General features: G+C 73.0%; 12 protein-coding genes. 2 read left to right on the plus strand and 10 right to left on the minus strand.

What is annotated here, in order from left to right:
* Nucleotides 1-112 precede the first annotated feature (112 nt).
* A complete protein-coding gene (locus AB0K10_RS24180) occupies nt 113-1,813 on the minus strand; it encodes a glycosyl hydrolase (protein ID WP_363686934.1) in 1,701 nt (566 codons plus the stop codon).
* A 91-nt stretch (nt 1,814-1,904) separates the two neighbouring features.
* Nucleotides 1,905-2,756, minus strand: coding sequence for a shikimate dehydrogenase (locus AB0K10_RS24185; protein WP_363686936.1), 852 nt, complete (start codon nt 2,754-2,756; stop codon nt 1,905-1,907).
* 154 nt (nt 2,757-2,910) lie between these two features.
* Between AB0K10_RS24185 and AB0K10_RS24190 the strand changes: the two genes are divergently transcribed.
* Nucleotides 2,911-3,402 carry a peptidoglycan-binding domain-containing protein gene (locus tag AB0K10_RS24190; protein WP_363686938.1) on the plus strand — a complete coding sequence of 164 codons (492 nt, stop codon included), beginning with the start codon at nt 2,911-2,913 and terminating at the stop codon, nt 3,400-3,402.
* A gap of 88 nt (nt 3,403-3,490) precedes the next feature.
* On the opposite strand, the gene mltG is transcribed toward AB0K10_RS24190, so the two are convergent.
* The 8 genes from mltG to AB0K10_RS24230 all read right to left on the minus strand — a co-directional run bounded on the left by mltG (nt 3,491) and on the right by AB0K10_RS24230 (nt 13,942).
* Nucleotides 3,491-4,690, minus strand: coding sequence for an endolytic transglycosylase MltG (gene mltG / locus AB0K10_RS24195; protein ID WP_363686940.1), 1,200 nt, complete (start codon nt 4,688-4,690; stop codon nt 3,491-3,493).
* Nucleotides 4,690-5,148 (minus strand): Holliday junction resolvase RuvX, encoded by a 459-nt coding sequence (ruvX, locus tag AB0K10_RS24200; RefSeq protein WP_363686942.1) that lies wholly within the window; start codon nt 5,146-5,148, stop codon nt 4,690-4,692. The genes mltG and ruvX overlap by 1 nt, the downstream gene beginning before the upstream one ends.
* A gap of 73 nt (nt 5,149-5,221) precedes the next feature.
* Nucleotides 5,222-7,900, minus strand: coding sequence for an alanine--tRNA ligase (gene alaS / locus AB0K10_RS24205; RefSeq protein ID WP_363686944.1), 2,679 nt, complete (start codon nt 7,898-7,900; stop codon nt 5,222-5,224).
* On the minus strand, nt 7,897-8,202 hold the full coding sequence (locus AB0K10_RS24210) for a hypothetical protein (protein ID WP_363686946.1): 306 nt from the start codon (nt 8,200-8,202) through the stop codon (nt 7,897-7,899). Before AB0K10_RS24210 ends, alaS begins: the two co-directional genes overlap by 4 nt.
* 30 nt (nt 8,203-8,232) lie before the next feature.
* Nucleotides 8,233-8,688, minus strand: coding sequence for a DUF948 domain-containing protein (locus tag AB0K10_RS24215; protein WP_144057110.1), 456 nt, complete (start codon nt 8,686-8,688; stop codon nt 8,233-8,235).
* 158 nt (nt 8,689-8,846) lie between these two features.
* Nucleotides 8,847-9,539, minus strand: a complete 693-nt coding sequence (locus AB0K10_RS24220) for a hypothetical protein (protein ID WP_363687115.1) — start codon at nt 9,537-9,539, stop codon at nt 8,847-8,849.
* A 2,510-nt stretch (nt 9,540-12,049) separates the two neighbouring features.
* Nucleotides 12,050-13,654 (minus strand): replication-associated recombination protein A, encoded by a 1,605-nt coding sequence (locus tag AB0K10_RS24225; protein WP_363686948.1) that lies wholly within the window; start codon nt 13,652-13,654, stop codon nt 12,050-12,052.
* A gap of 75 nt (nt 13,655-13,729) precedes the next feature.
* Complete coding sequence (locus AB0K10_RS24230; protein ID WP_007458297.1) at nt 13,730-13,942, minus strand: hypothetical protein; 213 nt, start codon at nt 13,940-13,942, stop codon at nt 13,730-13,732.
* A gap of 141 nt (nt 13,943-14,083) precedes the next feature.
* Here AB0K10_RS24230 and AB0K10_RS24235 point away from each other — a divergent pair, with 141 nt between their 5' ends.
* Nucleotides 14,084-14,824, plus strand: coding sequence for a GNAT family N-acetyltransferase (locus AB0K10_RS24235; RefSeq protein WP_363686950.1), 741 nt, complete (start codon nt 14,084-14,086; stop codon nt 14,822-14,824).

Raw genomic sequence — 14,824 nt, forward strand, 5'->3', positions numbered from 1 at the left:
GCGCATCCGCCGATTGGGCGGTGCATGAATCTGCTAGCCGACAGAACGCCGGAGGATCAGCCGGCGAACTCCCGTTGAACGGTGTCGGCGTTCACGATGTCGTCATCGTCGGTCAGCGGCTCCCTCCGGTGGGCTGCCGCAGGTACGCGTCCTTGCCGGCCTGCGTGAAGCCGGCCACCGCGGACGCGTCGTGGTTCATCGTCATGTCACAGGTCGCCGTGCGGGTGGTCATGCCCGGCGAATTGAAGTAGATCGCGGCCTTGATCTTCGGGTGGGCCTTCAGCGCGGCCGGGAACTCCTGGAACCAGCGCTGCTTGGCACCCGGGTCGGCGGAGTTGAAGTTCGTGCCGAACTCGGCGAGCATCCGCGGCTTGCCGACCCCGATGCCATTCTCGTCGAGCCAGCGGTAGAAGCCGTCCACCGTCGTGCTCGGGCTCTTCCACACGGTGCTGCCGTTGCAGACGTGGAAGTTGTACGGGTCGTAGGCCACCCAGTCGACGTACCGGTCGCCGGGGTAGAGGCCGGCGTACCGGGAGTAGTGCCCGGACCAGCCCATCATCGTCCACACCCAGACGGCGTTGTCCGCGCCGGCCTTGGCGAACCGCTCGTACACGTACTTCCAGGCGCGGACGAAGTCGGCGTCGCTGCCCTTGTTCGGCTCGTCCTCGGGCTCGTGGTCGAAGCCCAGGAACACAGGCACCTTGGCGGCCCGGATGCGACCGGCGACCGCGTCGATGGTGGCGTCGTGGCGACCACTGTAGACGTCGGACCACTTCAGCGTCGTGCCGGCGGAGAAGTCGCGGGATTCCCAGGCGAAGAACATCAGCCGGCCCTCGCGCATCTGCTGCGCCTCGTACGCGTCGGGGAAAGCACCGTTGCTGCCGGCGTTGGAGAAGTCGTGGTAGCGGTGCACGATGTCGAACCTGCGCCCGACCTGCGCCTCGACGGTGGTGATCGCCTTGGCGTGATCCCAGCCGCTGCCCGCGTTGGCGGGTGAGTACATGCCCCACCAGGCGCCGCAGGAGGGGACGAGCGTGTCCGACACCTGGCCGCACTTGCCGGACGGGAGTTCCGGACTGCCGGTGGGCGTGGGCGTCCGGGACGGCGCGAGCGTCGGCTTGGGCGCGGCGGTGGTCGGCGGCGTGCTCGGCGACGCCGACGGCGCCGGTCGGGTCGTCGGCGCCGACGACGGCGGGGTGCCGAGGTCGTAGCTGATCACCAGGCTGGGTCGCAGGTCCGGGTCGCGGTTCTCGACCGACGCCCAGTAGACCCGGGTCTCCAGGCCGGTCTGGGCGAGCGACACCGTCCAGGTGCCGTTGCCGGTGACCAGTTTGGAGACGTCCCACTCGTTGACGCCCTTGGCCACGCCGGTCACGGTGTCCAGCGCGGCTCCCGCCGTCGCCGGGGTGGGGCGCGTCTCGCGGGCGCTCAACGCCGAGGCGTGCGCGGTCACCGTGGCGGCGAACTGCTGCCAGGCGTGCATGCGCAGCGTCGCCCGGACGTTGACGGCGGCGGCCGGAACGGTGGTCACCGCGAACTCGACGACCGCCTCCCGACCACCGCGCGGGTTGCCGTCGCAGCGCGCCGGGCAGGTCGCCAGGGTCGTCTTGGTGGCGTTGTCGCCGTCCTGGGTCACCACCGTCGCGGTGGTGTCCGCGACCGCGCGGATCGACAGGTCGTCGCTGGCCAGCAGCGGCATCATGGTGGCCACGATGCCGGCCACCACCGCACCGCCGACCACGCCGATGGCGATCGCCTTGCGCCGGGGACCGTTGCGGAGCCGGGTGATGCGGTGCAGTCCATGCCTGGTCAAGGAGAACTCCCTGTGTCTGCTGCGATAACCGTGAGCAGCGTATCCACGACCAGGGCATGTCGTACGGAGGACAGTTTCCCGTAAGCGCGTCTTAACCGTCAGCTAAGGAAGTCGCCCTGCGGGCCGCCATCAGGGCCTCTCGCATCGCCTCCACCGGCGCGGCAACGCCGGTGAACTGCTCGAACTGGCCGACCGCCTGCGCCAGCAGCAGGTCCAGTCCGGACACCACCCGCAGACCGGCTCCGAGCGCGGACGCGGCCAACGGCGTCGGCCACGGGTCGTAGAGCGCGTCGAAGAACACCCCGCCCGGTCGCCACGTCACCACGGCCGCGAGCGGGTCGGCGACACCCTTCGGCACCGTGGAGACGACCACGTCGGCGGCGGCGAGCCGGGCCGGGTCGGGCCACACGGCGCCCGTCAGCGCCAGATCGAGGGCGTCGGCCACCGGACGCAGCTCGTCGATCGCCTCCGGCCGGCGGGCCACCACCGTGACCGACGAGCAGGCCAACCGGGCGGCGGCGGCGAGCGCGGCACGGGCCGTGCCACCCGCGCCCAACACGGTAACGGCGGCGCCGGGCACCACCCCGGCGCCGGTGAGCACCTCGACCATGCCGCCGACGTCGGTGTTGTCCGCGTACCAGGAGTCGTCCGGACGGCGTACCAGCGTGTTGGCCGCGCCGACGGCGACGGCGACCGGCGACGCGGCGTCGGCCACGGCGAGCGCCGCCTCCTTGCCCGGCATGGTCACCGACAGCCCGGCCCACTCCGGGCCCAGGCCGGCGACCAGGGCCGGCAGCTCCGCGGCCGCGCACTCGATCCGGGTGTACGACCAGCCGGTCAGCCCGGCGGCGGCGTAACCGGCGGTGTGGATCACCGGGGACAGCGAGTGGGCGATGGGCTTGCCCAGCACCGCGGCCCGACGGGCCACCACTGTCCGCGTCATGTCCGCCCCCCGTACACGTCGCCTCGACCCTACCGACCGCACCGGCCGCCGCACCACCCGTCCCCGACCGCGCCGACGGTTGTTCGCTTGACGTTTCATCGACGTCGGTGAAAGCATTCGGCGCAGGACGATCGATCGAAAACTGGGGGGAACCATGAACAAACGGATTCTGCGCGTCCTCATCGCGATTGCCGCGGCCTTCAGCATTTCGCTGATGGCGGCCGCGCCCGCGCGTGCGGACAGCGCGGCGGGCAGTTGGTCGGACAATCACGAGTTGTGCGCGTCCAGCTCGTGCGTGCGTGCCGGCAACATCGTGCGCCTCTGGCAGGCCATCATCTGGGCCGACGACCTGAGCGGCACCGTCGGCACCAGCTTCATCGACGGCGAGTACGGCTCCAACACCGCCGCCAAGACCAGGACCTGGCAGGACGTGATGAACATCGGCATCGACGGAAAGGTCGGGCCGCAGACCTGGGGTAAGGCGTACGGTGCGGTCAACCGCAACACCGGCTACGACACGAGCACCCAGACCGGGTACTTCTACTACGGCTACAACCGCACCTTCCCACTGCGCAAGCAGAACAGCAACGGGGTGTGGACGTTCCTGAATCCGCGCACCGGCTCGTGGACCGGCACGAGCCACTGACAACGACACCGCAAATGGTGTCTGCGGGCTGACGAAAAGGCTCCCTTTCCGCTGCGGAAAGGGAGCCTTTTCGGTGGTCGGGAATTCGTCAGATGATACCGGCCTCCCGGGCCTTGGCCTTGTTCCGCTCGTGCTGCTCGGGTGTCTCGGCGAACTCCGAGTGACCCTGCTTGTCGATGGCCACGAAGAAGAGCCACTTACCCACCGGCGGATTCATCGCGCCTTCCAACGCCTGCTTGCCAGGGTTGTTGATGGGGGTGGGGACCAGGCCCGGCAGCTTGCGGTTGTACGGGTTCTTCGGGTTGTCCATGTCGGCCGCCGTCATCTCCTTCGACGACTTGGTCTTCTGCCCGGTCGACTCCAGGTAGTAGTTGACCGTGACGTCCATCTCCAGGCAGTTGCAGGGGAACTCGCCGTACACCCGGTTGTAGGCCACCCGCGCGACCTTGCCCAGGTCGTCCTTGTTACCGGCCTCGGCCTGCGCCAGCGAGGACACGATCAGCGCCTCGTACGGGCTGACCTTGCGCTCCTTCTGCACGCGGTCGGCGAACTTCATCTCGCCGGTCACCGAGAGGAAGTTGTCCACCATCAGCTTGAGGATGCTCTCGGCGGTGGCCTTCGGCGGAATCTCGTACGTGTCCGGGTAGAGGAAGCCCTCGATGGACTTGACGACCTTCTTGCCGTCGTCGCGCTTGAACCACCAGTCCGGGACGCCGAGCGCCTCCGGGTCCTTGGCGGCGGCCTGGAAGTCCTTGACCGGGATCTTGGTCTTCTCCGAGAGCAGCTTGTAGATGTTCATGCTGGTGCGGCCCTCGGGGATGGTCAACCCGTTGACGATCTTGTTCTTCAGGTCGAGCATGGCCGTCACGGCGCTCGCGCCGCTCATCTGCTTGCGCAGCTTGTACGTGCCCGGCTGGATGTTCTTGCTGCGCGAATTGGCCTCGGCGGCCTCGATGAACGCCTTCTGGCTCTTCACCACATCGGCGGCGACCAGGGTGTCGGCCATGTCGGCGAGCAGCGCGCCGCTCTTGATCTCGACGGTGATCTCGCCGGAGCCGCCGCCGTCGTAGTCGGGGGTGACGAAGTAGTTCTGGATCCGGTCGAACCCGTAGAACGCCCCGCCACCGATGCCGCCCAGCAGGAGCAGGGCCATCAGCAGCGCCAGGAAGGTCTTGCCGCGCCCCCCGGAGCCGGAGCCGCCGTTTCGCTTACGGACGAAGCTGCGCCGGTGCCGGCCCTTCTCACCCCGCTCCGGCTCGTCAAACCCAAGATCCAGATCGTCGATCATTACGTCCGCCTCCGCTGCGCGTCCAGCCAGCTCTGCAGGATCTCCACCGCGGCCGCCTGGTCGACAACCGCACGTTGACGTTTACCTCGGACGCCACGTTCGGCAAGCCTACGAGAAGCGACCACCGTCGACATCCTCTCGTCGGTAAGCGTTACCGGTACGGGCGCTATCACATCGACCAGTCGGTCAGCGTACGCCTTCACTCCGACCGCCGCCGGGCCGTGTTTGCCGGCCAGATTGACCGGAAGGCCGACGACAACCTCGACCGCCTCGTGTTCGGCCACCAACGCCACGAGCTGGGCAATGTCGCTCGGTACCACGTCCGGCGCGGCGGTGAGATCGCGGGCGAGGGTGACGAGCGGCGTGGCCAGCACCCCGTCCGGATCCGAGCGGGACACGCCGACCCGCACCTGACCGACATCCACGCCGATGCGAACCCCCCGTGTGAAACCGCTCACCGTCGGTCACCCCTCGGCTGTCGACGAGCCAGGGCGGACCGATCGGCCCGCCCTGGTCGACAATGACCGCCCATCACGCCTCGGTGATCGCCTTCTCGACGGTGAGCAGCAGGTTCGGCGCCTCGGCCGCGGGCAGGCCGCCACCCTGGGCCAGGTCGGGGCTGCCCCCGCCGCGCCCGGAGAACGCCGCCTTCACCAGGTCCGATGCGGCCAGGCCCCGAGCGCGGGCCGCCGCGTTGACCGCCACCACAAGCGACGCCTTGCCGTTGGCGCGGGCCGCCACCGCGACCACCGCCGGCCGCGCCGGGTCGATCTTGCCGCGGATCTCCTGCGCCAGGGTCCGTACGTCGTTGCCGGCCGCGCCCTCCGGCGCCTCGGTGCCCACGTACGCCACCCCGCGCACATCCTTGGCCTGCGCGGCGAGCGCCCCCGCCCCGCCCAGCACCAACTGGGCGCGCAGCTTCTCCAGCTCCTTCTCCGCGTCGCGGAGCTGGGTGACTGTCTGCTCGACCCGGTCGGCGACCTGGTCGTTGGGCACCCGGTACAGCTCGGCCAGCCGGGACACCAGCAGGTGCTCCCTGGCCAGGAAGCCGAAGGCGTCCATGCCGACGAGCGCCTCGACCCGGCGGACACCGGAGCCGATCGACGACTCGGAGAGGATCTTCACGAGGCCGAGCTGCGCCGAGCGGGCCACGTGCGTGCCGCCGCACAGCTCGCGGGCGTAGTCGCCGACCTCGACGACACGCACCTCCTCGCCGTACTTCTCGCCGAACAGCGCCATCGCGCCGATCCGCCGCGCCTCGTCCAGCGAGGTGATGAAGGCGTGCACCTCCAGGTCGGCCAGGAGCACCTCGTTGACCTGCTGCTCCACGTCCCGCAGAACTGTCGGCGACACACCCGTCGGAGTGTTGAAGTCGAACCGCAGCCGGCCCGGCGCGTTCAGCGAACCCGCCTGGGTGGCCGACTCGCCGAGGAAGTTGCGCATGGTCTGGTGCACCAGGTGGGTGGCCGTGTGCGACCGGGAGATCGCCCGCCGCCGCGTGGTGTCGATCTCGGCGTAGCCGGTGTCGCCGCTGTGCACCTCACCCCGGATGACCCGGGCCCGGTGCACGATCAGGCCGGGCACCGGCTGCTGCACGTCGAGCACCTCGACCTGACCGTCGCCGACGGTGATGATGCCGTGGTCGGGCTGCTGGCCACCGCCCTCGGCGTAGAACGGGGTCGTGTCGAGCACCAACTCGACGGTCTCGCCCTCGGTCGCCGCCTGGCGCGGGCCGTCCGCGCCCAGCAGCGCCCGCACCCGCGACTCGCGGGTCACCTCGTTGTAGCCGGTGAACGTCACCGGGCCGCCCGCGTCGAGCACCGACCGGTACGCCGACACGTCGGTGTGCCCCGTCTTGCGGGCCTGCGCGTCCGCCTTCGCCCGGGTCCGCTGGTCGGCCATCAGCCGGCGGAAGCCCTCGTCGTCGACCTTCAGGCCCTGCTCCGCCGCGATCTCCAGGGTCAGGTCGATCGGGAAGCCGTACGTGTCGTGCAGCTGGAACGCCTTCGCTCCGGACAGCGCCGTGCCGCCCGCCGTGCGGGTCTCGGCGATCGCCGTGTCCAGGATCGTCGTCCCGGCGCGCAGCGTCGACAGGAAGGCTTCCTCCTCGGCGTACGCGTACTGCGCGATCCGGTCGAAGTCGGTCGCCAGCTCCGGGTACGACGGCGCCATGCAGTCCCGCGCGACCGGCAGCAGCTCGGGCAGCGCCCGGTCCTGCCAGCCGAGCAGCCGGATCGACCGGATCGCCCGGCGCATGATCCGGCGCAACACGTAGCCACGGCCCTCGTTGCTCGGGGTCACGCCGTCGCCGATCAGCATCAGCGCGGTACGCACGTGGTCCGCGACCACCCGCAGCCGGATGTCGTCCGGGTGCGACTCGCTGGCCACGTGCCCGGAGTGCGCGCCGTACCGCTTGCCGGTCAGCTCCGCCGCGCGGGCCAGGATCGGTCGAACCTCGTCGATCTCGTAGAGGTTGTCGACACCCTGCAGGATGGAGGCCATCCGCTCCAGGCCCATGCCGGTGTCGATGTTCTGCGCGGGCAGGTCACCCAGGATCGGGTAGTCCTCCTTGGTCGTGCCCGGGCCGCGCTCGAACTGCATGAAGACGAGGTTCCAGTACTCCATGTACCGGTCCTCGTCGACCGCCGGGCCGCCCTCGGCCCCGTACTCCGGGCCCCGGTCGTAGAACAGCTCGGACGACGGCCCACATGGGCCGGGAATGCCCATCGACCAGAAGTTGTCCGCCTTGCCCCGGCGGACGATCCGCTCGGCCGGCACACCCACCGACCGCCAGATCTCGTACGCCTCGTCGTCGTCGAGGTAGATCGTCGGCCAGATCCGCTCCGGATCCAGGCCGTACCCACCCTCGGCGACCGGCTTCGTGGACAACTCCCAGGCCAGCGGAATCGCGCCGGCCTTGAAGTAGTCACCGAAGGAGAAGTTGCCGTTCATCTGGAAGAACGTGCCGTGCCGGCTGGTCTTGCCAACCTCGTCGATGTCCGGCGTGCGGATGCACTTCTGCACGCTCACCGCCCGCCGGTACGGCGGGGTCTGCTGGCCCAGGAAGTAGGGCACGAACTGCACCATGCCGGCGTTGACGAACAGCAGGTTCGGGTCGCTGATGGCGGGCAGCGGAGCGGACGGCACCACGGCGTGGCCGTTCGCCTCGAAGTGCGCGAGGTACCGCCGCTTGATCTCCGCCGTCTTCATCGCTGGTGTTCCTCCGGAAAGATGTCTCGATCGCCGATGCGCGGGTCCTCCCGCAGGTCGGCGAACTTGTCGTCGAACGCCTCGCCCTGGGCGAACGCGTGGTGGATCTCCTGCTCGCGCTCGGCCATCCCGACCCGGACGTCCTCCACGAAGCTACGCAGCGACTCCATCAGGCCGCCAGCGGATTCCGACAACGAGCTGGCGATGCCGGCGGGGGTGTACGCCTGCGCGGTGCGGGTCGCCTTGCGGACCACGATCACACCGACGGCCACGCCGATGCCGAGCCAGAACAAGCGCCTCATGTCTCGCTACCTCCTGGTGCGCCGGGCCGGTCAGCTGTTGCCGCGCCGCGCGGCCCGTCGCTGCTGCTTGATGGTGTCGCGCACCTCGCGCTCGGTCTCGGCGTGCCGGCGGCCGGCGGCGGCCTTGCGCACGCCGTAGCCGAACGCGGCCACCTTGACCAGCGGGTTGGCGGCCGCGGCAGAGACGACGGTGGCCAGGTTGGCGACGTTGGCGGTGACGTTCTGGGCGTGGCTGGTCATCGTGTCGACCTTCGCCAGCTGGAGGTTCACGCCGTCGAGCGAGGTCTGCACCTGCTCCAGGGCGACGTTGACGTTCTTCACAGTGGTGTTCACGTCACCGAGCAGCGGTCCGGTCCGATCGTTGAGATCGTTGATCATCCGGGTGGTGGCGTCCACCGTGTGTCGCAGCCGCAGGATGGGCAGCGTCAGGATGAGCACCAGCACCGCGAACGCGCTCGCCGCGATCAGCGCCGCGATCGCCAAAATGTCGCCCACGCCTGTCCTCCTCAAGCAGAGTTCCGCAGGACCCGACGTCCCCGGAACGCACAACAGTGGTGCCCACCGAACAAGCCGGGCCGTCGCCGGTCACCGGACACGGGCGGGCCCGCCAGCCCCAGACCCTACCGTCCGTGATGGAGAGCGGCTCAGGACGGTGAGGGTGTCACGTCGCCCAGCGGATCTCCGCTGACCGTCGGGAACGGGTCCTCTCCGGTCAGTGACGGATCGGTGCTGGGCTGCGGCCTGGTCCGCTCGTCGTCGATCGCGTTGCGCACCTTCACCGACACCAACGAGCCGGTGCACTCCCCCGCAGCGGCCGACGGCTCCGGGGACGGCACGATCGCCGGCTCCCCGTCGACAGGTGGCGGCACGCAGGCCGGCGCCCGTACCCACAGGTCGAGGGTCAGCTCGTCCTGACGCCAGCAGCTGTAGCTGCCCTTCGTCTTCTGCTCCGGGCAGCGGCTCACCTTCCACGGTCGCCAGCCGTCCTGGCGCAGCGCCTCCTCGTAGACCTTCGTCGTCTCCTCCGGCGACTTCTCCGAGGTGACGGTGCGCTCGCGCAGCCGACAGTCCAGCAGGCACCAGCGGCTGCCGCTGACATCGTCGACAGTCTTCGTCGCGGCCCACGCGGGCACACCGAGCTGGTCCAGGTTGTCGAAGACCGGGTCCCGGCTGAGCGTGCGAACCCCGAAGAAGAGCGGTACCGCGCCGAGCAGCACGACGCTTACCAGCGCCAAAATGGCCACCCGCAGTCGGCGCCGTTCGCGTGACTGCCGGCGTACCTCGGAACGGGCGCCCGGGGCATCGTCGTCGGACGCCTCCTGGCCGGCCGCGCGCAGTGCGGGCCCGTCGGTCGGCTCGGCGATCGGCCGGTCCACCGGCGGCGTCGCGGCGGGCACCACGACGGCGGCGCGGGCCACACCGGCCGGCTCGCCGGGCCGGCCGGGCGGCGGCACGGGGGCGACACCGCTGGGCTCGGGCCGACCGGCCTCGCGGGGCGGCGGCAGGGCACGGCCCGCGGCGCGGTCCGCCGGTCGCGGGGCGGCAGCACGCGCGGCCGCAGGTGCACCGGGGCCGGCGTGCTCGGCACCCGCTCGGTCGTCGCCGACCGGCGGCTGCCCGACGCCCGGCGGACGGACTGCCGCACGGGCCGGACCGTCCGGGCCGCCGCCCGGCGGGACGGCGGCACGGGCCGGGCCGTCCGGGCGGGGCCGCGCCGAGCCGGGGCGCGGCGGGGCGTCCGGGCCGACGCCCGGGCGTACCACCGCGCGGGCCGGACGATCCGGGTCGACGCCCGGCGGGACGGCGGCACGCGCCGGAGCATCCGGGCCGGCACCCGGCGGGACGGCGGCACGCGCCGGCCCGTCCGCGCGAGGCCGGGGCGGACCATCCGGGCCGGCGCCCGGCGGGACGGCGGCACGCGCCGGCCCGTCCGGGCGCGCGGCGCCGCGCTCGGGCATGCCGCTGGGACGGGGTGGACCGTCGGGGCCACGGCGACCGGCGCCGGAGACCGGCGCGTCGCCGGGCGCGAGCCGGGCCCGAGCGCCGGGTGGTGCGGAGCGGGCACCCCGGACGGGCGCAGGCCGTCCGCTGCCGCCAGGGCCGGCGTACGGGTCGTCGCCGCGGTCGTCCACCTGGCCGGTGCGTCCGTCGGTGGCGGGCTCGGCGGGCGGGCGGCGTCGTCGGTTGATCGGATCCGAAGCCGTTCCCGGAGCGCCCCGACGCCCGACGGGTCGCTCACCTGTCGGATGAGGCGCGGGACCGCTCGGCTGCTCCGCGGTGGACTCCGGCGCACCGGATCGGGCCGCCCGACGGCCGGTGGGAGCGTCCGCGCCCGGGTCGGCCGGCGGCCCGACGGGACGGCGACCGGCAGCGCGGTCCGCGGCCGGATCGGGGACGGCGAGGGGGCCACCGGAGCGATCGGTCAGATCACCGGCGGGCGGCGGGGCGCCACGGCGGCCGACGGGCCGGTTCGCGGTCGGCGGCTGCGCATCGCCGCCTCGGCGGTTGACCACCGGCAGGCCGGGGTCGGTGTGCGGCAGCCGGCCGGCCTGACGCAGCCAGTCGGCCGGCCGTTCCGGACGGTCCGCCCGCGGCTCACCGCCGGTCGGCGCGCGTCGACCCTGGTCGTCGGGGACCGCCCGACGGCGGCCGGTGCCGTCGGTGGACGTGACGCTGGCAGGTCCAGCGCTGGTGGCGCCGGTGGGACCAGCGCCGGTGGCTGCGGCGCTCGGCGGCACGGTGGGTGCCTCGGGCATGGGTGGGGCGTTGCCCGAGCGGGGCACCACCGGCTCGTCCGGCTCGGCGGCACGGCGGCGACCACCTCCGGCGGCCCGGGCGTGACCCTCGGGCTCGGGCGCTCCCGGGTCGACGGGGCCGGGACGACGCCGGGCCGTACGCGGGTCGCTGTCGATCGCGGGGTCCGCGCGCAACCCGTCGCCGACAGGCGGTGCGACGCCGGGCGGCGGCGCACCGAGCCGGGCCGGACCGGCCGCGGTGGGCGGCCCGGCGGTTCGTGCCGGATCGGGGACGGGTCCCGTCGCCCGTCGCCCGACGGGCGGGCCATCACCTGTCGGCGGCCGGCCGCCACCGGTCGGGTCGGGCCCGGGTCGGCGGCCCGACGGCCCGGCGTCCGGCCGGCGCAGCGGCGGCATCGCGTCCGCCCGGCCGGTCGGGGCAGCGGCATCCGGCGAGTGGCCGGTCGAGGCGCCCGCGGTCGGCTGTCCCAGGCGCGGGCCGGACGGTCCCACGGTCGGACGCGGTCGGGCCGGGCCGGCCGGAGCGCCGGTGGGCGGGCGGGGACCGGGAGGGCTCGCCGGGTCACCGTCGCCCGGGCGGGCGGCCGGTGGCGCGAGGGGGGGCGCGGCGGCGCGGGGGCCGGTGCCGGGAACCGGCTGGGCGCCGCGCGGCGTCGGCGGGCCCGCGACAGCGCCGGCAGGACCGGGTGCCCGGAGGCGGTCGGCGGGTGGGCCGTCGGGGAGTTCGCGGTCGGCGGGCGGGCGGGCGTCCGGGCGGCGACCCGGCGGGGGCGCCTCTCCCGGCCACGGCCCGTCGACCGGGCGGCGCGTTCCGGCGCTCTCGGCGTCGGGGCGGCGTGGGCCGGGCGGCGCGTCCGGCGGCGTCGCCGCGCCCGCGCGAGGTGGCACGGGCTCGGCCGGGGCGCCGTCCGGGCCCAGCTCGCCGCGTTGCTGCTTGGCCGAGCGCAGGTCGTCGATCCAGCCGAACTCCTCGCCGGCCACCGGCTCTTCCGGCTCGGCCTCGGCTCGGCCTCGACCCCAGCGGCGGCCCTTGGCGCGGGGATCACGCCGCTCGTCCGGGCCCTCGTCGGGGCGGTCCGCACCACGCGATCTCACTGTTGACCCTCTCCTGCGGCGTCCGTGCCGCTGTCCTGCTTCGTGCCGGGACCGCCCGCATCCGTGGCCGGCCGGCCGTTCCGACCGGCAAGCGCCGGGTCGGGCTGTGGCGTTACCGGTGGACCGACGGTCGGGGCCGCCACCGACGGGACCGCTGTCGCGGACGCGGTGACACTGGCGGCGGGCGACCCGGCGGTCGGGGTTTCGGGGCGGGCGGGCGGGGCCGGCAGCCCGCGTACGATCCGGCGCAGCAACGGCAGCCGCGTCGACACGGACCGTTCGGCCCCGTGCGGGCTGGGCTGGTAGTAGTCGACGCCCACCAGGTCGTCCGGGACGTACTGCTGGGTGAGCACGCCACGCTTGTCGTCGTGCGGGTAGCGGTATCCGGCGCCGTGGCCCAGTCCGCGGGCGCCGGCGTAGTGCGCGTCCCGCAGCCCACGAGGCACCGGCCCACCCCGGCCGGCCCGTACGTCCGCCATGGCCGCGCCGATCGCAGTGGTGGCCGAGTTCGACTTCGGTGCGGTGGCCAGGTGGATCACCGCCTGCGCCAGGTTGAGCTGCGCCTCGGGCAGGCCCACGTACTCCACGGCGTGCGCGGCGGCGGTGGCCACGCTCAGCGCGGTGGGATCGGCCATGCCCACGTCCTCGCTGGCGAAGATGACCAGCCGCCGGGCGATGAACCGGGCGTCCTCCCCCGCGACGAGCATCCGGGCCAGCCAGTGCACCGCGGCGTCCACGTCCGAGCCGCGCATGCTCTTGATGAACGCGCTGACCACGTCGTAGTGGGCGTCGCCGTCGCGGTCGTAGCGCACCGCCGCCACGTCCACCGCCTGCTCGGCGGTCGCCAGGTCGATGCGCTCGACGCCGAGCGCCGCGGCCGAGGCCGCCGCCGCCTCCAGCGCGGTCAGCGCCTTGCGGACGTCACCGGCGGCGAGCCGGACCAGGTGGTCCTCCGCGTCGGTGGTCAGGGTGAGTACGCCGCCCAGGCCGCGCTCGTCGGCGACCGCGCGGCGCAGCAGGCCGCGGACCGCGTCGTCGTCGAGCGGTTGCAGGGTGAGCAGCACGCACCGCGACAGCAGCGGTGAGATGACCGAGAAGTACGGGTTTTCAGTGGTCGCCGCGAGCAGCGTGACAGTACGGTCCTCGACGGCGGCGAGCAGCGAGTCCTGCTGGGTCTTGCTGAACCGGTGCACCTCGTCGATGAACAGCACCGTCTGCGGGCCGCCCGAGCGGCGCTGACGACGGGCCGCCTCGATCACCGCCCGGACATCCTTGACGCCGGCCGAGAGGGCCGACATGGCGACGAAGCGGCGGTCGGTGGCACTGGCCACCAGGTGCGCGATGGTGGTCTTGCCGCTGCCGGGTGGCCCCCAGAGGATGACCGACAGGGGGGCACCGCCGGAGACCAGTTGCCGCAGCGGCGCGCCGGGGGCGAGCAGGTGGTCCTGCCCGATCAACTCGTCCAGGCTCGTGGGCCGCATGCGGACGGGCAGGGGCGAATCGTCCGCTACCGGAGTGAAGCCGTCGACACCGGTGGGGCCCTCGGGCGCGCTGCGCGGCCCGGTGGGCGCACCGAGGGAGAAGAGAGCGTCGGACTCCATCACGAAGACAGTACCGGGCCCGACCCGCGACGCCGGAAGCGCGCTGCGGGCCGGGCCATCGCTGATCGGTCTCGGTCAGCCACGGCCGGGACGACGGCCCCGGTACCAGCGGCCGCCGCCACCGCCGCGCGGGCCGCTGCCGACGCCGGCCAGGTAGAGCGAGAGCAGGAGCAGGCCGATGAGCACGAGGGTGTTCCAGTTGAACAGGTCCGGCGCGCCGAAGTCGGTGTTGAGCAGGTCGAGCAGCAGGGCGAAGCCAAAGACGATGGCGGCGAGAATGGCGAGCATGTCGGTCCTCCGGTGGGGGTTCCCAGTGGGTCGGCGCGTGATGTACCCAATCGGTCGGCTCGCCAATCTCGACAGTGGATCGGCCCGCCGGCTGCCGGACCGGGCGCGCTCGCTCGTACGGCGACTTCTAGGCTGACCGTCATGATCACCGACGACCAGGCGATCCACGAGCGGGCCGTCATCCTGGCCGCGGCCGGTGACCACCCGTTCGTCAGGCACTCGCTCTCGCCGGGCGTGCCGGCGCACGGCTACCGGCGCGACGGCGCCGTGCTGTGGTTGCTGCCGCCCGAGCGCGGGCTGGGCGCCGACGCCGTCGGCCCCACCGAGCCGGTGCTGGCGATCTGCGCCGCGCTGGTCGCCGACGGGGTGCTGCGGCCTGAGCACCGGCTGCACCTGCCCCGGCTCGACCCCGCCCTGTTGGCCGCCCGACTACCGGTGGCCGAACACGTCGACTGGGACTTCCACTGGACCACAGTGCCGCCGCCGCAGCAGCCGGACGAGCAGCCTGTCGTACGGCTCACCGACGCCGACCGCCCGGAACTCCAGTCTCTGGTCGACGAGGCGTTCCCGAGCACCACCACCCGGCCGGGCGACCCGCGGGTGGTCGACTGGTACGGCATCCGGGCCGGCGGCCGGCTGGTGGCGTGCGGCGCGGACCGCAGCCGGGGCGACGTCGGGTTCCTGGCGGGCCTGACCGTCGCCCCCGACCAGCGCGGCCGGGGCCTCGGCGCGGCGCTGACCGCCGGCATGACCCGGGCGCTGCTGGCCCGACACGACACCGTCGGGCTCGGCGTCTACCCGGACAACGTGGGGGCGGTACGGCTCTACCGCCGCCTCGGCTTCACCAGCACCCACCACGTCACCTCGATCCGCCTCGCCTGA

The organism is Micromonospora sp. NPDC049274 (assembly GCF_040678875.1).
In the GTDB taxonomy this organism is placed as follows: domain Bacteria; phylum Actinomycetota; class Actinomycetes; order Mycobacteriales; family Micromonosporaceae; genus Micromonospora.

Bases quoted from the DNA above. Each gene is read 5' to 3' on its own strand.
- AB0K10_RS24185 (WP_363686936.1), bottom strand. From the start codon at position 2,756: ATGACGCGGACAGTGGTGGCCCGTCGGGCCGCGGTGCTGGGCAAGCCC.
- AB0K10_RS24190 (WP_363686938.1), top strand. From the start codon at position 2,911: ATGAACAAACGGATTCTGCGCGTCCTCATCGCGATTGCCGCGGCCTTC.
- mltG (WP_363686940.1), bottom strand. From the start codon at position 4,690: ATGATCGACGATCTGGATCTTGGGTTTGACGAGCCGGAGCGGGGTGAG.
- alaS (WP_363686944.1), bottom strand. From the start codon at position 7,900: ATGAAGACGGCGGAGATCAAGCGGCGGTACCTCGCGCACTTCGAGGCG.
- AB0K10_RS24210 (WP_363686946.1), bottom strand. From the start codon at position 8,202: ATGAGGCGCTTGTTCTGGCTCGGCATCGGCGTGGCCGTCGGTGTGATC.
- AB0K10_RS24225 (WP_363686948.1), bottom strand. From the start codon at position 13,654: ATGGAGTCCGACGCTCTCTTCTCCCTCGGTGCGCCCACCGGGCCGCGC.
- AB0K10_RS24230 (WP_007458297.1), bottom strand. From the start codon at position 13,942: ATGCTCGCCATTCTCGCCGCCATCGTCTTTGGCTTCGCCCTGCTGCTC.
- AB0K10_RS24235 (WP_363686950.1), top strand. From the start codon at position 14,084: ATGATCACCGACGACCAGGCGATCCACGAGCGGGCCGTCATCCTGGCC.